The following is a 24,390-nucleotide window of genomic DNA, read 5'->3' as shown; positions in this document are numbered from 1 at the left end:
GGCATGGTCATGGCCATGCATATGCCCCCGGCTTGTACGTCATGCCGGGGGCATATGCATTGTTTCAGGCAATCAGGAGTCGTCTGCCTGGCTCACTTGTTATGGCTGATCTTGTACGAGATGCCTCCTGCGCACAGCAGCAGCACCACAATGGCAAGCATCGAGGCCACGCTGACGCCGGTTTTCGCCAATGCTGCATCTGGTGTCGAAGTCGTCGAACCGGAAGCAGCTGGTGCATGCGAATTGTCAGAAGCCGAGGTCTGCAATGTGACGAAGGGCAGTACGACCTTCGTGTTCTTCAGACTCATCAGAGCGGCCTGGCTTTCTGCCCCTGAGAAGATGTCGATGGCGTTGCTGTCTGTGGTGACCGAGTCATGTGCATCGGAATCATTGGGAACGCCGAGGCCGCCACCAAAGCGATATTGATGCACGTCGCTCGTGCAGGTTGCCCCAGTGCCATCCCAGCAGGCCTTGCTCAGGACAGGGCGAACGTTTCCGATGCCTTCCGAAGCTTCGGCATCGCTGAACAGCGACACCTGATACCCGATCTTGCTCAGATCGATGCCTTTCAATGAGCTGGCAGGAACCGAGGCAACCATCGTGTTGCCTTTGACGATGCTGAGTGACACCGTGCCCGCTTTCTCAGTCGAATCTGGATTATAGACGGCACTGCCATATGTCGCGTCGTCATAGCGACCATCGACGACGATCGCTTTCTTCCAAGCACCCAGCGTGAAGTTGTTCGTTCCTGGGAGTTCGGCAACGACTGGCGTCGAGGATGCCTTTGATGTGAGCGATGTGAGCGATGCGTGCGATGTGACGGTCTTGAACGAGGTGGCAGATGCGGAAGCAGACGTGGTGGCATCGCCAAGATAGATGTTCAGACGCTGCGTGCTCATGCCGTTGCCACCCCAAGGATTGGTGATGCCGCCTTCGACGCTGGTGACGAAGTTCACGGTATCGCCGTCCTCATAGACGCCGAATGAACGCAGGTCGAAACTTCCCTTGTTGAAGGCGCTGCTGCTCGGATAGACGTAGCTGCCTGGGCCGTTGTCGTCTCCTGCAGGGTCTGTCATGCTTCCCTTGATGCTGCCGAAGGCATAGATGGTATAGCGCTTGACGGTCATCACGCCGTTGGCCGCAATGGCCGTGACGCGAACGGTGTTGGTCACCGAGGGCAGCTTCACCGATGTGGTAAATTTTCCATCGGCCAGCGTTGCCTTGGTTTCTGTCCCGTTGCTCACCGAGATCTCGACCGTCTTGGCGTTGCTGGTGCCCACGATTGGCATGCTTCTGTTCTCAGCCGTTTCGCCATCGCTCAGTCCGGTGACACTCAGACTTGGAGCCTCTCCCGTGGGCTGGGTGTCTGCTGTGGCATCCCAGTTGTCCCACAGATCGGCATCGAAATCCAAACGACCGAGTTCATCGGATGCCCAGTTGTTGCTGGCCTTGAGTACTGCAACGCCGCCGACCGTGTAGTTGTGGAAGAGCAATCCCTCGCCATCGGTGGTCTGGTTGCCGATCGTGACCTGCTTGCCGTTCGAATCGGTGAACGCCTTGAAGAAGTTTTCCTGCGCGCTGAGATCGATCTTGCTCCATGCATCGATGTGCAATCCATCGAACTTGATGTTCTTCGTGTTCTGTGCCGCATACATGCGAATGGCACAGTTCACCATGCCTTCCACATTCGTATTCGTGAAGGTGAAGTTTTGAACCGTGTCGCTCAAGTCAGCGGTATTCGTGGCGCTGGTGTCGGTCCACGAGGGCGATTCATTGAACACGCAGGTGTTGCTCTTCTGATCGTTCCAATACATGCGATTGTGAATGATGTCGGTGTTTGAGACACTCACGTTCTCAACGTTTCTTGGACTCCATCCCCATTGGAACACTGGACCGTTCTCGCCCTTCCAGATGACGGTGTTATCCACGGTGACGTTGGAATGATAGAGCTTGATGGTGTCGTCATTGGACTGGAAGAAGGAGTTCTTCATGGTCGTTCCCCGATAGAGCTCCAGACCATCGGTCTGCCAATACCAAGCGCCGACCTGCTGATAGTTGTTGACGTTCATCGCAAACGGGCCATCCGCTTCGCCATACATGACGAATGAGTTGAATGGCGGATTGGCGACGGTCAGACCATGCAGGTCGAGGCTCTGCGATGCACCGGTGGACTCGAACTGCAGCATCTTCAGACATGATCCGTTGCAGTCGGAGCTTTTCGGGCTGATATGGTTCAGTCCGTTGTTGGCATCGGCCTCATAGATATACTGTTCGCCCGAGAGCACGCCATATCCGGTTACTTTCATATGGGCTGCGGTCGCCTTGAAGAGGAAGGAACCTTTGACATAGGCGCCGGGGGCGAGATACACCCAGGTGATGTTTGCCGGCAGTTGAGTCTGATAGTTCGAGCCCATCCAATAGGTGCCAGGTCCGAAATAGAGCGTGTTGGCAGTGGACTCGACATGGGTGGCCAGGTCGCTGATGTCGCCTGGCGTGATCTGCTGCACGGTTGCATCGGAGGTGTCGGGAATGTCTGAACTGGTCTGTGAGCTAGCTTCCATCGGCTGCGCGAAGATCATCATCGAATTCTGTGGTTCGGTATCGACCGCCTGTCCGCTTGCGGAGTCGGTCGTCAGATTGCCTGAACCGCCAGAGTTGTCGTTATATGCGGTGATGAGCTGCGGGGTGAACTCGACCGAGAAGCGGTAGCCGGAATCCTTGTAGGGAACGGTGATCTTGATGGTGTCGTTGCCGACGAGCTCCTTCTTGAAGTTGTCGCTCGTCGGGCGAATCGTCACTTGATCCGCTGAGGTGATGGGCTGATTCGTATCGAGTTTGACATACACGTCAGTATCTTTGCTGTATTCGAAGGAGGACCACGACATGGTCATCCTCGCACTGGCCGAGAACTCGGCGCCGTCCTGCTCTGGATAGGTGTAGCCCGAGTTGTCGGTCTTGCCATTGCCGTTGCGTGGAATGCTTAAGTAGGTAAAGGAATCATACTGTGGCTGTGTGTTGTCGTCGTTATTCTCAGACAGCGCCACCTTGGTGGAATAGAATGGCGATTCACGAACCACGCCATCGGCAAGCTTGTCGGTGCTGTTTTTCTCGGCGTTTTGCTGCCACCACGTATGCAGGTCGGCGTCGTTCGCCGTTGCTGGAGTGGTGACGGAGTCCGATGCAGTCGTCTGTGTGGCTGCAGACTGTGTGGTTGCAGACCCTGTCGTTGATGCCTGTTGAGATTCCGAACTGGCGGTCGCTGCGGATGCGGGAGCTGCCAAACCCATTGCCATGATCAAAGAAGCGCCGAGCGCAACGCCAACGGTGGCATAATGCTGAATTCTGCTCGCTTTTCTTTGAGTGGTTTTCGCATGAAAGCACATAAAAACCTCTATCTTCCAAATATATTGATCCCCATAATCTGTTTCGACCATATCACGACGAAGCGAAATGACCTAATTCGACCATATCACGACGAAGCGAAATGACCTAATTCGACCATATCACGACGATGCGAAATGACCTAATATATAGTGTAACGCAATGAAATCCTTGCGCAAAAACTATCATGATATACGAAAACATGACGGTTTATTTTGCAGAAGGATTACCGTAGTTGCTTGATTGTCAGACTGCTTGCTTGGTGACCAGAATTCCAAACAGTACTTTCACGACGCGATCGTACACGGACTCAATCCTCGAGATGCGCGTGCAAGCGCCGGGAAACGGGTCTCATTTGACAATTGCTGTGCACAAGCCTTCAATGAACGTGATAATTACATATAGTCTGTGGTCTGGGGTGCTTGCACAAGCTGAGATATACCCATGGAACCTGACGCAGTTAGCACTGCCGTAGGAAGACCGTTCCAGCATCACGTTGTTGTCAACGTGCTGAAGTCCACTTTTCATCGCGAGAAGAGTGGACTTTTTGTTTGTCTGGAATCAGCGAACGCCTACCCAAGGCTTTCCTGTCGGTTTCCAATCGAGTGCAAACCGATTGAGGGTTGATTCGAGTGCGGTTCATGGCGATCTTGGAATGGCATGCGGTTGCTTTCAAGTTGTCTTCACGCCAGATTGCGTCAAAACTGTGGCGACATGCCGCAAGCAAAGGGGAAACGATGTCATTCTCGCAATCATTGATTCAGCAGGAGCAACCATTGCTGCAAGCCAACGAACAGTGCAGTTTCATACAGGATGTGGTTCACGGCCGGCTTTCCAGGGAAGCGATGAACTATTACATTCAACAGGATCTGCATTATACGGACGCGGAAACCTATGTGCAGACGCAGCTGATCGCGAAGAGCGCGAGCATTGCGGACCAGCGGCTGTTCACCGACCAGTTGCAATCGCACTTACAGACTGTGAATGAGCTATATGAAAGCCTCTCGAAAACTTTGCACGCCGATTGGTCGCTGCAACGCAAGCAGACCATACAACCAGTCACAAGTTTCTACCGAGAACATCTGCTGTCGCAAACTCGCGACGGTGACCTTCTGGATATGCTGACACCCTTCCAAGCTGGAATCTGGATGTACGTTGAACTGGGCAGATACCTAGCGTCGACCGGTAAAGTCAAACCAGACAATGGCTTCTATCAATGGGTGGTGGATGTACAGGAGCCAACCTTGGCCGGGCCAGACGGCATATCGGCAAGGTTCTTTGCCGTGATGGACAGAGAGGCCGAGTCTGCGAGTGAAGTCCAGCTCAAGCGCGCACGCGACAACTTCCACCGCAGCTGCCTGTTCGAATGGTATTTCTGGGATGCTGCCAGCCGCCAGCTCACATGGAACGATTTTGAAAACCAAGCGTTGCAGGCGAGCACGATGGCCTGAGTGTCAGCTTTCTGTCTGCGACCGCGCCGATTGATGCAGTGCTTGGTATGCTTCGAAATTATCTCGAACCGAGTTCACCGGATACTTCTTCTTGGTCATATCGAGCTTTGCATTGATGATCTCATCGAGATCGAACCCCATGCGATCGGCCATCATGATGCAATACGTCAGCACGTCAGCCAGCTCTTCCGCCACATGAGTGTCGTTGACAGCGTCTTCATGCCGATCGCGATGGGTTGTCCATTGAAAACATTCAAGTAGCTCGGCGGCCTCGATCGAGATTGATTTCGCTAGATTTTCGGGGGTGTGGTATTGATCCCAATCGCGTTGCGTCGTGAAGTCACGAATGGCCTGAATCGTTTCATCGCTTATCATGGCTTCGATTGTAGTGGGAAGACCATGTATCGGCTGGCTATAACTGCTGGAACGATGGAATGAGTCTTGCAGTGTGATTGTGCGTTGGCCAAGGCAGAGTTACGGGAGCGGCATAAGATGGCAGAAGGCATGATGCATCGGTGTGGTCAAGCGATCAAGAGACTAGGCTGTTGCTGCCCTGCCGGACATGTGGAGAGAAGAAGGTATGCATGGCGATGAAACCATCAAGATCCAAGCCATCGGTATTGGCACCATCGGCAGTACATCCGGACGAAGCTCAGACCACCAATCCCGCAGCAACGACTTTACATGGCAAACGAGTGCAATACAACGAAGCCAGTGCGCTTGGTTCGGTGCCAACTAAGGCCAAGGCGGCCGTGGTGGGCATGGGTCTCATGGCCGCCATTTCTTCGCTTGTCGGCGCGGGCACGTCGTTTTCTCCGCTGTATGTTGATATTTGGGGCGGTATGATGTTGCACCCGAATTGCCCTGCGCTTGGGAGTCGACCGGCACAGACGGGAGAGAACGGTCTGTGCGTCACGGCGCCATCATGGTTTCTGTTGGTGACCTTGAGCTGCGTGTGCTGTGCCGTTCTGTTCGCCATCGCGTTCACGCACACGGCTGAACGATTGTCGCGCTGGCATCAGCGTGGGAACGTTGAGAATGGGCACGGCGACCATTTCCGCTATGTCGACAAGGTCAATGCAGCCTGCATCGTCCTCTCATGCGTTGCCGTCGCGGCTCTTGTGATTATTTCGGGCGAGCTTGGCATGGCTGCGTTGGTCGTGGTGTGGTGGCTGATGGCGTTTGTGGCATTACGGGTGTTGGCGTTGATGGGCCCTATCGTGAGCGCCTGCGTTCCCGCTCTGCTGATCGGTTTTGGGCCTGTATTGTTCACGCAAGTGAGCCTGGTTGGTTCATTCACCGTGTCTGGAGGATTGTTTGGGGCGATCATGTGTTCTGCGGCCACGTTTGCATTGCAGCGTATCCACGTTTGGCTTGCCGCGAGTGAGACTGTGAATGGTGCCAGTGCTATTGCAAGTGACATTGCTGCAACAAGTGCTGGTGCTGCAACAGACGCCACCGTTCCAACGGCAGATGCCAAGTGGAAAGACCGCATTCCCCAAGGTCTGATTGCTCAGCTCTTCGTCGTGCTGCTTGCATTCCTGTCCTGTGTGCAATATTCAACGTTGCACACCACCATGATCAAGCTGTGTCCGGCTTTTTCCGCAAGCGCCAGCGGCGGTCTGATTGACAGTTGCACCAGCCAGCAGACACTGGACATAATCAGAATGATTGCGCTGGTGGGGGTGCCAGTGTCCGCATGTCTTGCAGTTGCCGCAGCAATCACTGCAGTATTGAGGTTGCCACGGCTGACCAAGTCATTGATGGTCGTCAGCTCCGCATGTGCCGGTATGGTGTTGGTAATAGCCTTCTCCATCGCATGACATGTCAGCACATCGGCCAATGCTTCGCTGATGTGCTGACACGTTCACCCGCTGACACGTTCACCCGCTGGCACTTCTCAACGCAGCGGTGCATCAATACATCAGCGCTGAGATTTCCGCATGCGTGAGATGGCGAACACGCTGATTCCAGCGGCCAGCATGGCAATGACCGCAGCGCTGATGGACCCAAGGTTCAGGCCGGTTTTCGCCAATGCAGATGGCTTGCTGCGTGTCTGCGAGTTGCCGGATGGCTTCGCTGTCGTGTTGGCTGCTCCGGTGCCGGCACCACTGCTTGCAGCGTTGCCGGCTGTACCGGAGCTTGGCGACGAGTCGGGCGTTGGCGTTGGCTGCACTTGGTGAGCTGCTTCCAAGGTGACGAACGGCAGCACTGCACCACCAGCTTTTGGCTTCAACACCTCTGATGCCTTCACGCTCTTCGGCAATATCGCCTTGATGACATTCGGGTCAGTCGTGTCGCTGTCATAGGGGCTCGTGTTCGTGACCGATCCCAGACCACCGCAGAAACGCCATTCTTTGACTGCATCGGCAGCCGTGTCGCACGAGACCACCGGCCGAATGTTGTTGACGCCTTCCGTGCTTTCAGAAGCGCTCATCATATCGATCTGGAACGCCGCCTTCGACAGGTCAACGTTCTTGAAGGCGCTCGCAGGAATCGTGAGCACGATGTCCTTCTGCTCGCGAACGCTGAGCGATGCGTTCGCAATGCGCGTGCCGTCCGCAGCGAAGAGTCCCGTCGAGCCGATCGCGCCGGTTTGCGTTCGGGGATTGGCAATCGCGACATATTGCCACGCGCCGTCAGTGTTGATGTTCGTGCCGGCAACGGCTTTCGTGGGCTTGGTCGAGGCATGTGCGTCGGTACGGATATAGATGTGCATGAGTTGCAGACTCATGCCCTCCAGCGCCCACGGGTTTAAGATCTGACCGTCTACCTGTGACACGAATCTGATGTTCTTCCCATCCTTGTACACCTTGAAGGTGTTGAGGTCGAAGGAATTCTTGGTGAACACCGAATCAGTCGGATACACATAGCTTCCCGAGCCATTATCTCCACCGGCAGGGGTCGAAATCGAGCCGATCAGCGTGCCATACCCGTCATGTGCGGATGGCGTGCGTGTGGCGAAGGTCAATGGCTTGCCAACCGCGGCAGTTCCGCGATTCGTGACATTGAGAGCGTTGCCTGCGGTCACACTCACCGTGGTGCGTTGCGGTGTGATGGCGATATCAAAAGTGCTGCCTTGATAATGCATGCCTTTGATGGTGATGGTCTTCAAGCTGCCTGGCAGAATGGGGTTGAGCGTTATGCCATTCGTGCCCCAGCGAAGTCCGGTGTATCCGTAATAGAACTCCTGCAGAAACCCACCGGCTCCGGTGAGGAAGGTGAAGGCGCTGCCGCCGCCGCGTTCCTCGGTGAACTGGTTGAACGGTCCTCGCATGAAGCCTGTCGAGCTGCGCTGCGTATACCACATCGCCTCATCGGATCGGCCAAGCTCGGCCGCAACGATCGAGTGAATGGCATCGGTCATCGACGGGCTCGCATCCTCGTTGACCTTCGTCGAATAGTAGTCAAGATCGTTCGCCGTGCGTTCCGCCGACTGTTCGTTCTGCCAGGGATAGCTCAGCATCACCGCATCGGCCTGCTTGATGCCCGTGCCGTCATAGTTCGCATATTCCTTCGTGATGTTGCGCTGCGTGTCTTGAGGAATGTCGAAGTGCCCGCTTCGCTCCTGCCATGCGGCGTTGGCATTCTTGCCAACGATGGAAGCTGCCTGGGTGGCGATGGCAAGGGTTTTCGACGCGGCGACATTGGTATATGCCGAATCGTTACGTCCGGTCTCGCCATTGCTGGACCACTCGTCTGGGGGAGTGACATCATCGATGTGATATTTGCCGTCCGTGCCCTTATATGACCGCGCAACCCAGAAGTTGGCCGCTCCGGCAATGACTTTGTAGCCGGTGCTCTTCAACCAGGCGACGTCTCCCGTTGCCTCATAGTATTGCCAGAAGGCGAGTGCGACATCGGCTGTAATGTGGATTTCGTGACCGCCGAAGAAATACGAGCTGGTCTGTTCCTTGCCATTGAGCCCGCCTTCCCAAGGGAAGCGCAGCGCCGAGCCATCGCCATAGCTTTTCTTCACATAGCTTTTCGTTGCTGCATCCCATTCATAATTGTTCAAGGCGTTGAAGGCGGCGCCATCGGTCGAACTTAGGCGGTCGGCTCGGTATTGCAGGATTGCCTTGGCGATGCTGGGATCCTGCGCGACGATGGACGGCCACATCCACGTCTCGGTATCCCAGAATACGTGCCCTGCATAGCTGTCAGAAGACAGACCGGCAGGGGACGGCGACCATGCGCGCTCGCCGACGCTGGCCAACAGATAGAACCTGCTCGCCCTGACCTGACTTTGCAGCTGGTCGTCTCCGGTGATTTCAATGTCACCCTGCCACAGGGCTGCCCATGCGGCATCGCTTGCCGTTATGGCCGCGTCCAATCCCTGCGAGGCTGCTTGCTCGGCCACTGCAGTCGCTGCGGCGGTCGTCTGTGCAACGGTATTCTCACTCGTGTCCTGATTGGTTGCCAGTCCTACGAATTTGGTGAAACTGTAGCTCTTGCCGGTCTCAACGTTTGCACTGAGTGTCTGTTCGATGGCTCCGTCGCCGTCGAGCCCTGACTGCTGCAATGTGCCCGAACCTTGAAGCTTGGAGACATACGTTGCACGTTGACCGGTTCCGTCAAGCGTTGTCGTCAGGGCAATGCGATGGGCCTGTGCGTCAGATGACCGGTCGAAGCTCGCATTGCTGGCAGCCTGCGTGTCCAGCGAATCGGTGACGACAAGCGGCTCGTCGGCGTGCTTCCACACGATTGGCGTCACTGTCACGTTGACCAGACCCAGCTGGTCGTTGGCGCGGCTCGGCAGCACCGTGTATGCCACGTCAGCGACATTGCCTGACACGGATGTCCATCTGGCATGTGTGGTGATGGCACCGGTCTTCATATTCAGCGTCTGTTTGTAATCGCTCAGCCTATGCTCTTCGGGCGTTGAGCCACTCGGCGTGGCTTCGGGCGCAGCACCTGCCTTGACCAATGCAGCTGCATCGATGTTGACGCGGCTATCCTGTTGAGGATCGGAGCCATTGCCAACGCCGGCAATGCTGAGCTGAACCTTTCCATCGGAAATTGCAGTCGCTGGAACGGACACGGCGATGGTGGCAATTTTCCACGTATCCCAGCTGCCGTCTTCGATAGGTTCCAGAGTGAGCCTGTGCTGTGCATCGCCTGCGGAAACCAGAACGGTTCGTGCATTCGAGCTGCCGTCTCCTGGATCACCTGCCGCATATCTCACCACAAGGTCGTATATGCCGGCTTCGCTCACGCCGCTCAAGGTGAGCGTCGCCTTCGCTGAGCCGCTGCCGAATCCCTGCACAAAGCCGCTGCCCTGATAGCCGCCATGATCGTTCCCGCTCGACAGTCCACCGCTGAGCAACCCATCCTCCAACTGGCAGTATGCGCCGAATGCGCACGATGATTTGAATGCATCGTTGAATGAGCCTGAGCTGTCGGCAACATTCAATCCCGTCCATGCAGGACCGCCGACACGCCACTGGTTGGTGTCGCTCTGACTGGTGTAGAAACCTTGTATTTGGAACGATGTTGGAACATTGGCGCTGCTGAAACCCTGACCTTGTGCGGGTACGCGCGCTGCAAAATAGCCGTTTCCTGTATAGGTCGGATAATATTGCCCGTTGAATGGGTTTGTCGTGGACATTTCCCATTGTGATGGTGCCGTATCGCTCACCGAGTCAGCGCCTACCGCTGATGTAGCCACTGCGCCACCTGAAACACACATTGCCGTTCCCATGATCATCCCCAGTAATGTTCTCGTTCGAGACTGCAGCATTCTTGTATGATGCACTCCAGCTCCTTATGCCTATACGACAGTGTCGCTGGCCAATGTCGGTCAGGAGGCACCATCGTCCCCTATAAGATAAGTTCTGCCGATTCATCATTGATAATCGGCGTAGAAGAAGTTTCCCTTCAAGAGGTTAACGTATATGTTTTCTTGGGCATATGCAAACTTCCTCGGGGCTTCGAAGTGTTGACATCGGGACAATCATTGACTCTGTGGAGGATGTGTCGAAGACTTGACCGATTGGCTCCGCCTGACATGCTCACCTTCTTGCATGTCAATCACATGTCAATCACATTGCTGAATCTCCGCCTGGTTCCTGGCCGGAGGAGTCCATAGGTGCGCAGCATGTCAATCTGAGACAGATCCCCTGGAGCAATGCAGTCTTTTGTGAGTGAATGAATCGTTGATCGCTGATAAGACGAAGTCACTCGCTTGCACGCACATGGTCCGATGGAATGATTGACGTGGTCTCCTTGTGTTCGTATGAGGATGGTGGAATGGAACCTCAAGTCAATGCTGAGAGAGGTACTGGCCATAAAATCGGACATATTCCTGCGCAGATGGTGCCCATCGCATTCCCCGAGACAGCGGCGTATGCGAATGCATGCGATATGCCCATGCTTGCGAAATCAGGGCAAATCGTCTGAACGCAGCGAGCACGGATCTTCTGCCAGTGATGGCGCCATCTGCAGATGATCGAATCGGGCGTCTCGAGCGTCTCGAGCGTGTCCATCCACCGTCGCTCATCGCCGATCGTTCTGCGCCTGCCTGATCCGAAAGGTGTGATCGGCATTCATGATGGGCTGCTGAACGCCGACGGATTGAATGCTGCGCGCCAAGTGGTCCGCTCGTTGAAGGCCAAAGGCGCCTTCGAGCCGGGGCTGATCGATGATGGACAAAGCACCGTTCTATGGTTTTTCAATCCAATGCCGACAGACCATTGCGTGTGTCAACGTGAACGGGTAGCGTTGTTATTAATGATAATTGGTATCAATAAAATTGATGCTCGGACGATATTACTCATGTGCCGCATTCGCGTTGGGGTTTTCAAGTATGGATGTGGCAATGAACGATTACTATGGAAAGTCAATTTGACATGGCACTCTCGCGCGCGAGAAACAATGGCGAAGCTTCTTCTTCGCCGAAACCGAATCCCCACACCGATCTGGATTCAGGCATGAACGGCAAGGATAATTCCCGGCAACCATCGGATCGAGGATTACACAGACTGGGCACGTTGCTACATCCGGTTCGTGGCTCTCTGACACTCGTGGGATTGATCAATGTCGTTTCCGCATTGATCGCACTTGTCCCGTATGTGACGGTCGCGATTTTCATACAACGGATGCTCCGCTCCTCGTTGAATATCGATTTCACCGTGGTCGCAGTCTCCTGCATCGTCGCTGCACTGGTGTTGCGGCAACTGCTATACATGGGGAGTCTGGGCTATGCGCATATCGTCGACGCACGATTGCGTCTGTCCGTTCGTCGTCGAATTCTCGACCATATGGGGAGACTGCCGCTGGGCAGCATCGTCTCACGAAACAGCGGCGAGCTTCGACATCTGATCGTCGATGACACCGCCGCCATCCATACGATCGTCGCTCACGTCGTGGTTGAGGGTTCGAGCGCTGTCACTGGAATCGCGGCTAGCATCGTCATTCTTTTCGTTGCGAGCTGGCAGCTTGCCTTGGGGTATGCGCTGCTGTTTGCCCTGGTCGCTGCGATAGCAAGGATATTGGCATCGGGCACTGATGCTGATGCTCGCGAAAAATACGCCAAGGCTCAGTCTCAGTTGGCTGGCGATGCGGTCGAATTGACCGAGGGCATCGCCGAACTGAAAAGCTATGGCATGACTGGCGGTTTCATGGAGCGTTTCCACCGCAGCCTGAGCGAATTCTCCCGAGCGAGCTATCAAGGCACCGTGGCTGTTGCAAGACCCATGTCCTTCATCACGACCTTCGTCATGCCTGGCATCCTTCTTGGACCGATGCTGCTGCTGTGCTGGTTCTCGCAGACCATGCAGTGGTCGTCCATGTTTGGCATCGTGCTCTTCCTCTTTGTCGGTCTCGGTGTTCCTCAGACCTTCTTTGGTTCGCTGAGCCTGATACAGAACATTCAACTGGGTCTCGCAGCAGCTGGACGAATCGGTGCATTCCTCGATGAGCCCGAGCTTCGCGAACCTCTCCATCCCAAGGTATTCACTCGTGAAGATGCACAGACAGACATCGCTTTCGATCATGTAAGCTTCGGATACGACGATGGTCACGAAGTGCTCCACGATGTGAGCATGCGCATTCCCGCAGGATCGAGCGTTGCATTGGTTGGGCCATCCGGTTCCGGAAAGACGACAATCACCCGACTGCTCGCGAGATTCTGGGAGGTCAACGATGGTCATATTCGCATTGGATCGAGAGACGTCACGACGATTTCCAGCGCGGAGTTGCTCTCTCATATAGGATTCGTCTTTCAGGACATGATGCTGGCCAGTGTCTCGGTACGTGACAACATCAGGTTCGCCCGTCCGACCGCGAGTGATGACGAAGTGATCGAAGCGGCAAAGATGGCTCACATACATGAATGCATCATGGCGCTGCCTCACGGATACGACACCATCGTCAACTCGGCGGAAGCGCAGCTCTCTGGCGGAGAACGTCAGCGCCTGTCCATCGCACGAGTGTTCCTCCAGGATGCCCCGATTCTCATCATGGATGAACCAACGGCATTCCTGGATGCAGAAAACGAGGGAATCCTGGATGCCGCCTTCGAACGATTCTCTCATGGACGTACCACGGTGACGGTCGCTCATAGGCTTGCCACCATCACTCACTCGGATAAGATCGTCGTCCTGCATGATGGAAGGATATCCCAGCAGGGGACCCATCAGACACTTGTGGCGCAAGACGGTGAATATCGGTCGTTGTGGAACGCACAGACCGTGAAGGAGATGCAATAACGATGCAGCATGACATGAAGAGCACGCCACGAAGGCACGATCTCTTGCACGGCATTGAACAGGCTGCGGGAACCAGCACCGGAGTCTCCACGCTGATACTGCTCTATGGACTCTCTGCGATCGCGCAGGGCATCGCATTCGTATCGGCAATTCCCATAATGAGGCACATGCTGGGAGGCGAGCCCGCTGACCCACGGGCGATAGTCATGTTTGCGGCATGCGTTGTCATTGCTTTCGTAGCGCACATCATTGGTCTCACCAAATCGTCGAGAGTCTCGGTCTATGCAGTATGCGACCGCATCGTCCAAAGAATAGGCAGCAAGGTGACTCGCATCGCACTCGGATGGTTTGATGCCACGAGTGCGGCAAGGGTGTCCGAAGCGATCAGCGATGATGTGCAATCGTTGTCGCATCTGGGACCAGTCGTATTGCCCGGATTGATATCAGGCATGGTCACGCCGCTTACCGTTGCTGTCGCAGCCTTGTTCATTCAGCCCATCGTCGGAATCCTTCTGCTGATCGTCGTTCCGCTTGCGGGAGCGTGCATCTTTTGGTCGATGAAAGTGTTGCATCGCGTCCACCCCTTGGAGCGCGATGCCGATCTGGAACTGTCCGAAGTCGTTTTGGAGAACGCCGCGCTGCAACCTGTGCTTCGTTCCTCTGGACAGTCCGGCATGCGATGGGACCACCTGAGGGACACCGTCGACAACAGCACCAGAATGGGGATTGACAGACTTAAGGCTGAGGGAAGACCAAGCATGTTCTTCCAGATGGGGACTCAGCTCTGCTTCGCCGGTGCCTTGATAACGGCAACCTTGGCGGCATGCTTCCATGGGATTGATGTTGCCGTGTTCGCGGTCCTATGCCTTCTTGCGATTCGCTGCGTGGAGCCGCTCACCTTGGCGGTCCAATACTCGGATGAACTCTACCGCGACAACCAGGCGGTCGATGCGGTGCATCGGATCCTCGATGCGCCTGAGCTCAAGGAACCAGACCAATCTGCAAAGCCTGAGTCATATGACATACGGATCGATGGCATGGGCTTCGGATATCGAAAGGATGCCCCTATCTTCTCAGGAGCCAATGCACTCATTCAGCCAGGCGGCATCACTGCCTTGATAGGGCCTTCTGGAGCTGGAAAATCCACGTTGGCCAAGTTGATTGCCAGATTCTGGGATGTCGATGAAGGATCGATCGCAATCGGCGGCATCGATGTTCGTGACATAGGCAGTGAAAACGTGATGCGAAGCATTTCCTTCGTCTTCCAGAACGTCTTTCTTTTCGATACGACGATCATCGAGAACATTCGGATCGGACGTCCAGATGCCACACGGGACGAGATCGTCGCGGCCGCTCATGCCGCGCGACTCGATGATGTCATCGAACGTCTTCCACATGGATGGGACAGCCCCGTCGGGCAACGCGGATCCTTGCTCTCTGGCGGGGAGCGCCAGAGAGTGGCGATAGCCCGTGCCTTGCTGAAGAACTCGCCCATCCTGATTCTCGACGAGATCACCTCGGCGCTTGACAACACGAACGAGAAGGCGATCCTTGATACCTTGCATGCCTATGCAAGGGACAAGACGGTGGTCATGATCGCGCACAGGCACAATGCCATTCGTTCCGCATCGCATGTCCTTGAGATTGACAGAGGAAACGTCGTCGTGAAGTGATGCCGAGTACGTTCCTGCTCCATTCGCTGCTCGTGGCTCTGACAGCTGTTCCGCCAGCCCATTGTTTTCGTGGCTCGGGCTTGTGTCGCCGTGAAGCGCATGAAATCCATGGATTCCAGCGAATGTGCAGTAGCGTGGACACATCAGAATAGAGAGAATATCTCAAAGAAGGGGAAACTGTTATGGCATCTCAAGATTCTTGCATTGGTTCCGCTCTGCATCCAGGAGATGGGGATTACGAAGACTCGGTTACCACCGTCACTGGTGTGGGAAGTCCTCGACTCGTGGTTCGACCTCGGAGCACGCAGGATGTTGCAAGTGCAATCAGGTACGCACGGGAGCAGCACCTTGCAATAACCGTGCGAAGCGGCGGGCATAGTCTCGCAGGATTGAGTCAGGCGCGTGATGGCATGCTCATCGACATGAGGCAACTTGACAGTGTAGAAACCAACGATGCGACACGACACGTGCTCATCGGCGGTGGAGCGACCTGGGGACACGTCGCAAGCGTTCTGGAACCTGCTGGGCTTGCGCTCACTGCAGGCGATACGGCTGATGTCGGTGTTGCCGGACTTACGCTCGGTGGAGGCATTGGCTGGATGGTGCGCAAATACGGTCTTGCCATCGACAGCCTCGTAGCCGCTGAAGCGGTGACCTATGAGGGAACGGTTCTCAGACTTTCTGAGGACGAGAACCCCGATTTGTTCTGGGCCGTGAGAGGTGGCGGCGGCAATTTCGCAATCCTGACCCATCTTGAGTTCGAGGCGCATCCTGTCAGCAATGTCGTGTTTGGAACCATCATGTATGCGCTTGACAGGCTCGAGGATGCACGCTCACTGGTCCGCGCGTGGAACGAATCCCAGGCAGATGCCGATAGACGTCTGACAAGTGTGCTTGCGTTGATGCCTGCCATGCAGGAGAGCCCTGCGATGGCCATGCTGCAACTGTGCTTTGTCGGGACCGAAAATGAAGCGAAATCCAGCATCGATGCTTTCAAGGCGATGGGTACGGTCATGGATTCGGATATCGGCTACCGTCCATACGCATCGATTCTGGTCACGGACGATCCCTTCCCTGCACCTCGGGCAGCACAGCAGAATTCCCTGCTGCCCGCCTTTGGCGAGAGGGAACAGAGTGCCGTTTGCGATGCCTTTGAAACCGGACAGTTGATGATGGCCATACGTGCACTTGGGGGAGCGGTCCGTGACATCGACGCGCAGGCCACTGCGTATGCGGGTAGAGAGGCTGCCGTGATGGTGGTCGGCACCCAGCTGCTTTCGGACACTGACTCAGCTCAACGGCAGATCGCGCATTGGCAAGGCATTCAGCGTCTTGAAATGGGTGCATATGTCAATTGGATTGGATTGGCCGACGATACGGCATCGAAACGATGCTACCCTCAGCGCACTCGCGCTCGACTTGCAGCGATCAAATCCGAGACGGATCCTGAAAACGTGTTCAGCGACGCAGTCGGCTTTGCCGTCTGAGCCGGACGTGACGCGTGATGCTCGGTGAGTCTTTCATGACTCAGTTTCTCAGTCGCTCAGTTTCTTAGTCGCTCAGTAGCGAGGTGAGGGAGCGTTGCGTCTCGTCGATGATCGCGCGAAGCGCCTTCGATGATCTCAGCTCATGGAGAGTGGGAAGAGCGTGCATCGATTCGCTGTGACTTTCACCGGAAAGACCCGTGAAGATGCCATAGGACAGGTCGGTCAGGGAACCTGGGTCAGGCGATCGATGATGCATATATTCGTGATGCATGAGTTCATAGGCCCCGCCCTGCCCGGCGACTACGGCCTGCTCGATTCGTGGCTGAAGAACATCGTGATCGTCCACGAACGATGACCACATCGTGAACGCCTCGTTTATTGCTCCGGAACGCACCTGATGCCGGGCATGCGTCGACGTCTGCGTGACCAAGGAGATTTCGGCGTCGATCATGCTTTCGGTAAGCCTACGGCTGGCGACGATGTCCTTGGTGACCCGCTCCATGCGCTGATTCCGGGTGAGCAGGTTGAAATGCAGGAACCCTGTGATGTAGAGCCTTTCCAGTGAGTCGATGCTTCGTGAGAGTTCGGTATGGGCGAAGGCGGATTCGATGAGTTCGAAAAGTGATGTCACGAGGACGTCGATGAACATCTCCTTCCTCGGGGCATGGTACTGGACCAGGGTCTTGGTCGTGTTGCATGCCTGCGCAATGCTGGACATCGTCGTTTTGCCATAGCCTTGGGCTGCGAAAAGCTTGAATGCGGTGGCATAGATTGTGTCGCGAGTCGTGTTCCTGCGAAGATGCATGGTCGAGTCTCGGTTGGTGACACTTGCCGCGCTGTGCCGCCCGCTGTCGTTCATCGCCGCCCCTTCATTGCTGTGTTCCATGATACTTGATGACACCTGAGCGAGAAATAGAGCGAAGACAAACTTGCGCTCGCTGTGAACTATACTAGTATAGTAATAGTTAATCACTCAATTCTTGCATGAACTAAGGAATGGAAGGTGCCATCGCATCATCTCTGAAAACTGTTTGGTTGCTATCCGACTTTGCCGGTGAGCTACTCCCTGAGTGGCTTCGTGATGTCTTTGAGTTCGAGCGGTACGAGGTTCTACATCATGGGCGTCGTCGCCACCTGCTTTGCGGTGAACAACCTCGTGGTGCTGCACAGGCTCGGACCGAAGCCAAAGGTGCTCGACGATGGATTGAAAAGCGTGCTGTAGCAATGAGGTAGGCCGTATGACGGGAGCATGCGGATCCGGCTGGTCTCTTCGCTCGATTCGCATGGTTCAGATGGTTCAGGAATTCACTGTGATTCACGACCATGATTCACAACCTTGTTTTACAACCATGATTCACATTTTCAAAGAGAGGGCTTAGGAATGTTCCTTGCAATGCAGGAGATTCGGTTTTCCAAATGGCGCTATGCCTTGGTTGGGGGAATCATACTTCTCGTCGCCTATATGGTCTTTATGCTGTCTGGCCTGGCCTCAGGCCTGCAGACAGGGCATACCAAGGCGATACGGGACTGGCATGCCGATAGCGTGGTGCTCACGCAGGATGCGAACGAAGTCTTTGGCGCCTCGCAGATGACGCAGGGCGATCTTCAGCGCGTATCAGCGGGCAGCAAGTCTGCGATCGGTCTGTATCAGGGCTCTGCGAGTCGGGCGAATGCGTCGAACGACAAGCAGAATGTGTCTGTCTTCGGATCGGCTGCGGGATCCTTCACCACCCCTTCCGTGATTCGGGGCAGCAACTATTCCAAGAAGTATCAGGTCACCATTTCGCAGAATCTTGCCGACGATGGTTTTGCCATAGGCGATCGCATCACAGTCAGCAATCTCGCTCACACCCTGACGGTGACGGGCATCGTTCCAGCCACCACATACAGCATCGTGCCGGTAATCTATACCTCGCTTGACACCTGGACTGAGCTCAAATACGGTGGTCAGCCCTTCGCGTCCGAATCGGACAAGCCAATCAATGCCATCGCGGTAAGAGGAACGATTCGCTCCCTGAGCAATCCCACCGGCAAGACGAAGCTTCAGAGGCTTGACATGGCCACCTTCATCGACAACATTCCCGGGGTCTCTGCAGAGCAGCTCACGTTCAAGGGCATGATAGGGCTGCTCATCGTCATCACTGCGGCAATCGTAGGCATGTTCATGTATGTCATCACTCTGCAGAAGACGGCAGTGTTCGGCGTGATGAAAGCCCAAGGGATACCTACCCGCTTCATAGCGCGATCCATCGTGGCGCAGGCGGCCATTCTGGGACTGGCTTCGGTTGTGCTGGCCTTCGCGCTGGCCTGGCTATCGAGCCTTGCGCTGCCTTCGGCGATGCCGTTCAGCGCCGATGTGGGGCAATGGACTGTGGTTGGAGCCGCGTTGGTGCTGGTGACGGTGGTCGGAGGCCTGTTCTCGGTGAGAACAGTTTCGAAGGTCGACCCGATAACTGCGATGGGTGAGGAGTAGAACATGGTTGACGAGATTCTGGTCATGGAACATGTCACGAAGACCTTCGGACATGGGCATACGGCTCTGACGGCGATTGACGATGCCAGTCTGACGGTTTCCCGAGGGCAATTCGTGAGTATCGTGGGGCCTTCCGGCTCAGGCAAAAGCAGCCTGCTGACAATATCCGCAGGCTTGCAGCGCCCGACGTCAGGGGAGGTGAGCATCAACGGTATCGAACTCGGCAATCTCAGGAACGGTCAGTTGACCGCCATGCGGTTTACGCAAATCGGCTTCGTTCTGCAGCGGTCGAATCTCATCCCATATCTCACCGTCTACCAGCAGCTCGCCTTGGTTGACAAGGTTGCCAAGCGGGCAACGCGCAGGCAGAAGATTCGCGAAGTGCTGGAATCCTTGGACATACGTAACCTTGCCGACAAGCATCCCAGAGATCTTTCGGGCGGAGAGCGCCAACGCGCTGCGATCGCACGAGCGCTGTATGGCGACCCGAGCCTGATCCTTGCGGATGAACCGACTGCCAGCCTGGATACGGACCATGCCTATGACGTGGTCAGGATGCTTGCAGAGCAAACTCGCACCTATAACAAGGCCACCGTGATGGTGACCCACGATGTGCGCATGACCGAAGCCAGTGATGTGGTCTATCGGATGGAAGATGGAAGGCTGTCCATGCAGTGATCGACGGCTCAGGTTGCATGCGTCATCGGTTCGCGAGCTCATCGATTATCCCAGCGCTTGGTAAATGGCTCTTCAGACGATATGTCCCGCGCGCATGAGGATCGGCAGGACAGGCTGGACGGAGTAAACCGAGAGCATGACATCGACAAGCTTCACTGATCAGTCTTGTGCGTGCCGCGGGACTCGGGTCAACGACAGTTCGGGTCTCGGCCAAGTGAAAGCGAGGCGCTGATTTATTTGCAACCGTTGCCTATCCTTGCCGGGTCCTTTCTGCGGCGACATTTCCTAAGCTTTTTCCAAGCCTCATTGCCTGTTCCCATGCTTGCTTTCTTTGGCTGGCTGTGTGTGACGTGTACCGTGCGCTTGGACTGGGCTCAGACCAGCACAGTTCTGTCGGCAAGGGCATGCGACGTTGATTCCCCGTAGCTCTGCTGTGAAGACCTTGCCGTCTTTCCGCTCGAAACCCAGACTGTCTGGAAAAGGAAGGTCAATGATCGCCAATGCATTCACCGAGTGCAATAGGCTGGTAAGTGGGGGATTGCGCTCCATGGATCCGTTGCTAGTGCTGATTCTTGGCAAGTTTGAACGGTCCAACGCAGCTTTCCATGGAGGAGACAACCCATGGTTCCTCTTCATCGTTTGGACATGGCAGCAAGCGAATCGGCACTGAATTCGATGCGGTCATAAGGTTGTAGATACGGGCGGTAGAGTTCCGAAAGGGCTTTGCTGATGGGAGTGCTTGATCCGACCGTCCTGCCTAAGTCAACGAGAGGGACAATCCCGAATGGCACATCCTCCTGAATGAATCGATGACGGATTGAGCGTGGTCCCTCAAGATTGGCATACAAAGCCTGCTTGAGGAAAAAATCTTGTAGCGAAGAGTGATGCACGTTCCAAAATCCGTTGAGTTGTTCCAGAATCGGCGTGTAACCCACATGCAGGCATCTGGCGATTGCTGCGCGTTCGGCATCAAGACCTTGTATGATATCCTCCGCTTCCGGGCTGAAGCCGTCCACGAGTATGTGGAAGTGCTCTCGCTCTTGGATTCGCGCAAGGTTGAGCAGACACAATGGAGCATGAATTACAGGATTGGGCGCAGAAAGGGAGGTCGCAAAGAAAGAATCCTCATACTGGATATCATGGAAGAGAAGAGCCAGCAGTGATTCAAGCTCGCTGTCGGCAGTGCTTTCCTGGGAAACTGTTATCGAGTCCTTGATCCCGGATATTGACAGATTGATATCTTTCTCTGAAAGGTTGCGTCTGCTCACATAGGGCATGCCAGCACTTTCCGCGATTCCAAGATGAATTCCAAGACGATCGGCAAAGTTGGTGACCTGATATGCTCCCCAATTCCCGTTCAATACCATGATGCTTCTGCAAGAGCTCTCATCTGAGTATCGTGCGATCTGTCTCAATATTTCGCTGTGTGCATTAGCCCATGTCGAGACGATGAGCAGGTCGCATGAACTGACGAGCTTATGCATATCGGTGGTTGCGTGGATGGGTAGGACACCCTGAATTGCACCTTGTACCTTCAATCCTTCTTCCAGCATGTTTACGATGCGAGCATGTCTGGTCATCACTAACGGCGTAAATCCCTTGGACACAAGATGGGCGGCAAGTGCCAGGCCAGTGTTTCCCGCCCCGATAATTCCGATGCGCCTATATGCCATGTTGATCCGCTCCCTGTCGGATTGTCCGAAGAATTGAACATGAGTCCGCTCTCATTTGAAGGACAACTTGCCGATGAAGGCTTGAACCCGAGGTTCTTTCGGATGATCGATGACTTCTTCCGGGGTTCCCTTCTCCAATATTCTGCCTTGGTCGACGAACACGACTTGCGATGCAACTCTGCGCGCGAAGCCAATTTCGTGCGTGACAATGATCATCGTCACACCAGTCTTTGCGACTGCAGTGATCACTTCGTTAACATCGCTCACCAGCTCCGGATCAAGGGCTGAGGTGGGTTCATCGAACAGTATCACCGAAGGATTGAGGGCAAGAGCACGTGCGATGGAAACGCGTTGCTGTTGCCCGCCCGACAGCTGGACTGGGTAACGATCCTCGAATTCCGATAGACCGACATCGGCCAATGCCTTCCTTGCCTCCTGCCGAGCTTCGTCGTGTGACTTCTTCTGTACGACGCGCAACCCCTCCATCACATTCTGAAGCGCTGTCTTGTTCCGGAAGAGGTTATAGTTTTGGAACACCATCGCGGTTTTTCTCCGAAGATGCAGCACATCCTGTCTCGAATGCTTCTGGGAATAGTCAATCTTCTTCCCATCGATGCTCACAATCCCACTCGCCGGTATTTCCAACGCATTGATGCATCGGAGCAAGGTGGTTTTCCCTGAGCCCGACGATCCAAGTATGGCCAATACCTCTCCCTGATGCACCTCCAGACTGATTCCTTTAAGGATTTCGTTCTTCCCAAAGGTCTTATGAATATCTTGCAGGGTGATAACGATGTCATTCGTAGAGGATCTCTGTGTGCTCATTGCTCTGATGCCTCGCTCCTTCTTCTGTTGAAGCGAAGCACGCAGCGTGGCATGCCGTCCGCTATCGTGCCTTCAAGCTTGAATGTCAGTCCTGGGAATTCCGCTGCGAATGCGTGGTCGCCGGCCATGGCGATTTCGCACAGCCGTGCAATCTGAGCGTCGGTCTTGCCTTGGCGAACCCACTGCGTCACATATGGGCAATAATGGAAATCGATTTCGAGTTCGTCATCATTCTTGACGACGGTCTCCATTTCATAGATATCCCTGTTGTGGTCAGTGCCGAAGCTTTCTTGGAATTCCTTGAAGGAGTCAGGCTTTCTCATCGTTTTACGGAATTCCTTGGCGTTGTCCTGGCCGTAGTCGTATACGGCATCGTATGCGAACTGATCGTCAAGACCATGTTTTGCAGCCTCGTCAACCATTCTGCTGATGGTTGCCGCACGGCGCTCGGATATTTCTCGGGTTGCATCGACGGTGGCGTTCCTCAAATGTGGAACATTGTTTTCGAATGGCATGTTTCCTTCTTTCGTGAGAATTTGAGCGGATTTGTATGGATTGCGCCTGCTCAGGAAGAGATGGGCGTGATCGTTCTTTCTGATTGACGCATGAAGAACCCGATGCGATGCTCAAAACGTCCCATCGCGAATTCGATGCCTGCGCAGACGGCCCAATAGATTACCGCGGCATCGATATATGCTTCAAGATATTGATACCCATCGGCTGCGCTGATCTTAGCGGTCGTGAGCATCTCGACCACGTTTACGATCGACGCGAGCGCGGTGCCCTTGAGCAGCCAAATGAAATAGTTCGTCATGCTTGGGATCGAGATCACCGCAGCCTGAGGAATGATAAGGTGCGTTATGCCTTGGAATTTGGTCATTCCGATGGCATCTGCCGCCTCGTACTGCCCACGGTCTACTGCGTGCATTGACGAGACAACGACGTCGGTGATGTATGCTCCGAAATTCGCTGCCAAGGCGAAGACGGCGGCGGCGAAATATGGGATGTGCCGAGGGTCGTACTGATAGCCAAGGAATCCGTTGAAGCTTTTTGCGATATATGGAACGGCATAATAACAGAACAGCAGCTGCACGGTGAGTGGAACGCCTTTGATGAAGGTGTTGATGATGATCACCGATTGTCTGAGAATAGCTATCCGTGACAGGATGAGCCCGCCAAACACAACTGCCATGGCCATTGCGAACAGCATGGACCAGAAAGTAAGCATGAGCGTCTTTGGCAGACCTGCAACGACGGTTGGCAGGTCTGAAATCATAAAGTCATAATCCAGATCCATCATGATCTCCTTCCATGACGCTCCATATGATGCGAAGCTGCCGTGAATCCCAGTTCAAGCAGCGCGCACAATATGAAATAGATGATTGCGGCTAAACCTAGAATCCAAAGCTGCCCTACCCCAAATTGGTTGGAGATCACTCGATTCGCGTAACCAAGTATTTCCATCGCACCGATCGTATATGCCACCGAGGTGTCCTTGAGGACGTCAATTTCGAGATTCTTGAGGTTGAGTATGGAAACCTGAAGGGTCTGTGGGGCGATGACGCGGAAGAAGTTTTGGAATCTACCGAAGCCGATGCTCTTCCCTGCTTCGATCTGTCCGTGGTCTACACCGAGGTAGCCGCCTTTCAGAACTTCGCAAACGAAGCAGGAAAGGTTGAGCGATGTGGCGATTATGAAATATGCACCTGCTGGCCAGCCATCGATGTCGACATGAACGATCCAGAGCAGTTTTGGCAGTCCGAAGAAGATAATGTAGATCTGGACTATTCCTGGTGTGCCTCTGAAGAAGGATATGAAGACGGTGCATGCCCAATACAGGGCTCTGTGCTTCCCGACACGCACGATGCACAGGAGCGTGCCAAGCAGCAGCGCGATTGCCGATGGCGCGAACCAATATAGAAGGGTCGTCGGGACTTGCCGGAGTAACCCAGGAAGCACCGATTGCAATAAATCTGTTGGCATATCAATTCTTTGCGGTTGATGATTGATGCAACGATGTGTCCAAACCCATGGCCGTTGT

General features: G+C 54.8%; 18 protein-coding genes and 1 riboswitch. Of the genes, 9 read left to right on the top strand and 9 right to left on the bottom strand.

From position 1 onward, the window contains the following. Positions 1-92: 92 nt before the first annotated feature. Positions 93-3,287 carry a glucodextranase DOMON-like domain-containing protein gene (locus QN062_RS04585; RefSeq protein ID WP_404984788.1) on the bottom strand — a complete coding sequence of 1,065 codons (3,195 nt, stop codon included), beginning with the start codon at positions 3,285-3,287 and terminating at the stop codon, positions 93-95. 498 nt (positions 3,288-3,785) lie between these two features. After that, positions 3,786-3,876, top strand: a riboswitch (TPP riboswitch). A 146-nt stretch (positions 3,877-4,022) separates the two neighbouring features. On the opposite strand from QN062_RS04585, the gene QN062_RS04580 reads away from it, so the two are divergent. Beyond that, entirely contained in the window at positions 4,023-4,832 is an 810-nt protein-coding gene (locus QN062_RS04580) for a TenA family protein (RefSeq protein ID WP_369342409.1), read from the top strand. Between the two features lie 3 nt (positions 4,833-4,835). Here the strand turns inward: QN062_RS04580 and QN062_RS04575 are convergent, their stop codons facing one another. Continuing rightward, positions 4,836-5,207, bottom strand: coding sequence for a nucleotide pyrophosphohydrolase (locus QN062_RS04575; protein ID WP_369342408.1), 372 nt, complete (start codon positions 5,205-5,207; stop codon positions 4,836-4,838). A 209-nt stretch (positions 5,208-5,416) separates the two neighbouring features. Here QN062_RS04575 and QN062_RS04570 point away from each other — a divergent pair, with 209 nt between their 5' ends. After that, positions 5,417-6,655, top strand: coding sequence for a hypothetical protein (locus QN062_RS04570; protein WP_369342407.1), 1,239 nt, complete (start codon positions 5,417-5,419; stop codon positions 6,653-6,655). A 101-nt stretch (positions 6,656-6,756) separates the two neighbouring features. Here QN062_RS04570 and QN062_RS04565 read toward each other — a convergent pair whose 3' ends face one another. After that, complete coding sequence (locus QN062_RS04565) at positions 6,757-10,500, bottom strand: glucodextranase DOMON-like domain-containing protein (RefSeq protein WP_369342406.1); 3,744 nt, start codon at positions 10,498-10,500, stop codon at positions 6,757-6,759. A gap of 776 nt (positions 10,501-11,276) precedes the next feature. On the opposite strand from QN062_RS04565, the gene QN062_RS04560 reads away from it, so the two are divergent. From QN062_RS04560 to QN062_RS04545, 4 genes are all read left to right on the top strand, one after another. Then, the gene (locus tag QN062_RS04560; RefSeq protein ID WP_369342405.1) at positions 11,277-11,765 is read left to right on the top strand and encodes a hypothetical protein; all 489 of its coding nucleotides are present in this window, start codon (positions 11,277-11,279) and stop codon (positions 11,763-11,765) included. Between the two features lie 89 nt (positions 11,766-11,854). Then, the gene (locus QN062_RS04555) at positions 11,855-13,540 is read left to right on the top strand and encodes an ABC transporter ATP-binding protein (protein WP_369342404.1); all 1,686 of its coding nucleotides are present in this window, start codon (positions 11,855-11,857) and stop codon (positions 13,538-13,540) included. A 2-nt stretch (positions 13,541-13,542) separates the two neighbouring features. Beyond that, the gene (locus QN062_RS04550; RefSeq protein WP_369342403.1) at positions 13,543-15,213 is read left to right on the top strand and encodes an ABC transporter ATP-binding protein; all 1,671 of its coding nucleotides are present in this window, start codon (positions 13,543-13,545) and stop codon (positions 15,211-15,213) included. Positions 15,214-15,395: 182 nt separating this feature from the next. After that, complete coding sequence (locus QN062_RS04545) at positions 15,396-16,700, top strand: FAD-binding oxidoreductase (protein ID WP_369342402.1); 1,305 nt, start codon at positions 15,396-15,398, stop codon at positions 16,698-16,700. A gap of 64 nt (positions 16,701-16,764) precedes the next feature. On the opposite strand, the gene QN062_RS04540 is transcribed toward QN062_RS04545, so the two are convergent. Further along, a complete protein-coding gene (locus QN062_RS04540) occupies positions 16,765-17,559 on the bottom strand; it encodes a TetR/AcrR family transcriptional regulator (RefSeq protein ID WP_369342401.1) in 795 nt (264 codons plus the stop codon). Positions 17,560-17,781: 222 nt separating this feature from the next. Between QN062_RS04540 and QN062_RS04535 the strand changes: the two genes are divergently transcribed. The 3 genes from QN062_RS04535 (at position 17,782) to QN062_RS04525 (ending at position 19,851) form a co-directional block, all read left to right on the top strand. Continuing rightward, on the top strand, positions 17,782-17,922 hold the full coding sequence (locus tag QN062_RS04535) for a hypothetical protein (protein ID WP_369342400.1): 141 nt from the start codon (positions 17,782-17,784) through the stop codon (positions 17,920-17,922). 159 nt (positions 17,923-18,081) lie between these two features. Further along, a complete protein-coding gene (locus QN062_RS04530; RefSeq protein ID WP_369342399.1) occupies positions 18,082-19,173 on the top strand; it encodes an ABC transporter permease in 1,092 nt (363 codons plus the stop codon). A gap of 3 nt (positions 19,174-19,176) precedes the next feature. Then, on the top strand, positions 19,177-19,851 hold the full coding sequence (locus QN062_RS04525; protein WP_369342398.1) for an ABC transporter ATP-binding protein: 675 nt from the start codon (positions 19,177-19,179) through the stop codon (positions 19,849-19,851). A gap of 632 nt (positions 19,852-20,483) precedes the next feature. Here the strand turns inward: QN062_RS04525 and QN062_RS04520 are convergent. Genes QN062_RS04520 through QN062_RS04500 form a run of 5 tightly spaced genes read right to left on the bottom strand, consistent with a single transcriptional unit; the run spans position 20,484 to position 24,332 of the window. Further along, entirely contained in the window at positions 20,484-21,524 is a 1,041-nt protein-coding gene (locus tag QN062_RS04520) for an NAD/NADP octopine/nopaline dehydrogenase family protein (RefSeq protein WP_369342397.1), read from the bottom strand. Positions 21,525-21,575: 51 nt separating this feature from the next. After that, positions 21,576-22,349 carry an amino acid ABC transporter ATP-binding protein gene (locus QN062_RS04515; RefSeq protein ID WP_369342396.1) on the bottom strand — a complete coding sequence of 258 codons (774 nt, stop codon included), beginning with the start codon at positions 22,347-22,349 and terminating at the stop codon, positions 21,576-21,578. After that, positions 22,346-22,864 carry an L-2-amino-thiazoline-4-carboxylic acid hydrolase gene (locus QN062_RS04510; RefSeq protein ID WP_369342395.1) on the bottom strand — a complete coding sequence of 173 codons (519 nt, stop codon included), beginning with the start codon at positions 22,862-22,864 and terminating at the stop codon, positions 22,346-22,348. Before QN062_RS04510 ends, QN062_RS04515 begins: the two co-directional genes overlap by 4 nt. 50 nt (positions 22,865-22,914) lie before the next feature. Continuing rightward, positions 22,915-23,649 carry an amino acid ABC transporter permease gene (locus QN062_RS04505; RefSeq protein ID WP_369342394.1) on the bottom strand — a complete coding sequence of 245 codons (735 nt, stop codon included), beginning with the start codon at positions 23,647-23,649 and terminating at the stop codon, positions 22,915-22,917. Continuing rightward, positions 23,646-24,332, bottom strand: a complete 687-nt coding sequence (locus QN062_RS04500) for an amino acid ABC transporter permease (RefSeq protein ID WP_369342393.1) — start codon at positions 24,330-24,332, stop codon at positions 23,646-23,648. Before QN062_RS04500 ends, QN062_RS04505 begins: the two co-directional genes overlap by 4 nt. Positions 24,333-24,390 lie beyond the last annotated feature (58 nt).

Source organism: Bifidobacterium sp. WK012_4_13 (genome assembly GCF_041080835.1).
Lineage (GTDB): Bacteria > Actinomycetota > Actinomycetes > Actinomycetales > Bifidobacteriaceae > Bombiscardovia > Bombiscardovia fermentum.
The sequence above is the reverse complement of the archived record's forward strand: the minus strand, read 5'-3'. Positions and strand labels throughout refer to the sequence as shown.

What these genes read in the sequence shown, in the direction of transcription:
- QN062_RS04585 (WP_404984788.1), bottom strand. Translation starts at nt 3,287, where the DNA reads ATGGGTTTGGCAGCTCCCGCATCCGCAGCGACCGCCAGTTCGGAATCT.
- QN062_RS04580 (WP_369342409.1), top strand. Translation starts at nt 4,023, where the DNA reads ATGGCGATCTTGGAATGGCATGCGGTTGCTTTCAAGTTGTCTTCACGC.
- QN062_RS04575 (WP_369342408.1), bottom strand. Translation starts at nt 5,207, where the DNA reads ATGATAAGCGATGAAACGATTCAGGCCATTCGTGACTTCACGACGCAA.
- QN062_RS04570 (WP_369342407.1), top strand. Translation starts at nt 5,417, where the DNA reads ATGGCGATGAAACCATCAAGATCCAAGCCATCGGTATTGGCACCATCG.
- QN062_RS04560 (WP_369342405.1), top strand. Translation starts at nt 11,277, where the DNA reads ATGATCGAATCGGGCGTCTCGAGCGTCTCGAGCGTGTCCATCCACCGT.
- QN062_RS04550 (WP_369342403.1), top strand. Translation starts at nt 13,543, where the DNA reads ATGCAGCATGACATGAAGAGCACGCCACGAAGGCACGATCTCTTGCAC.
- QN062_RS04545 (WP_369342402.1), top strand. Translation starts at nt 15,396, where the DNA reads ATGGCATCTCAAGATTCTTGCATTGGTTCCGCTCTGCATCCAGGAGAT.
- QN062_RS04540 (WP_369342401.1), bottom strand. Translation starts at nt 17,559, where the DNA reads ATGAACGACAGCGGGCGGCACAGCGCGGCAAGTGTCACCAACCGAGAC.
- QN062_RS04535 (WP_369342400.1), top strand. Translation starts at nt 17,782, where the DNA reads ATGTCTTTGAGTTCGAGCGGTACGAGGTTCTACATCATGGGCGTCGTC.
- QN062_RS04530 (WP_369342399.1), top strand. Translation starts at nt 18,082, where the DNA reads ATGTTCCTTGCAATGCAGGAGATTCGGTTTTCCAAATGGCGCTATGCC.
- QN062_RS04525 (WP_369342398.1), top strand. Translation starts at nt 19,177, where the DNA reads ATGGTTGACGAGATTCTGGTCATGGAACATGTCACGAAGACCTTCGGA.
- QN062_RS04520 (WP_369342397.1), bottom strand. Translation starts at nt 21,524, where the DNA reads ATGGCATATAGGCGCATCGGAATTATCGGGGCGGGAAACACTGGCCTG.
- QN062_RS04515 (WP_369342396.1), bottom strand. Translation starts at nt 22,349, where the DNA reads ATGAGCACACAGAGATCCTCTACGAATGACATCGTTATCACCCTGCAA.
- QN062_RS04510 (WP_369342395.1), bottom strand. Translation starts at nt 22,864, where the DNA reads ATGCCATTCGAAAACAATGTTCCACATTTGAGGAACGCCACCGTCGAT.
- QN062_RS04505 (WP_369342394.1), bottom strand. Translation starts at nt 23,649, where the DNA reads ATGATGGATCTGGATTATGACTTTATGATTTCAGACCTGCCAACCGTC.
- QN062_RS04500 (WP_369342393.1), bottom strand. Translation starts at nt 24,332, where the DNA reads ATGCCAACAGATTTATTGCAATCGGTGCTTCCTGGGTTACTCCGGCAA.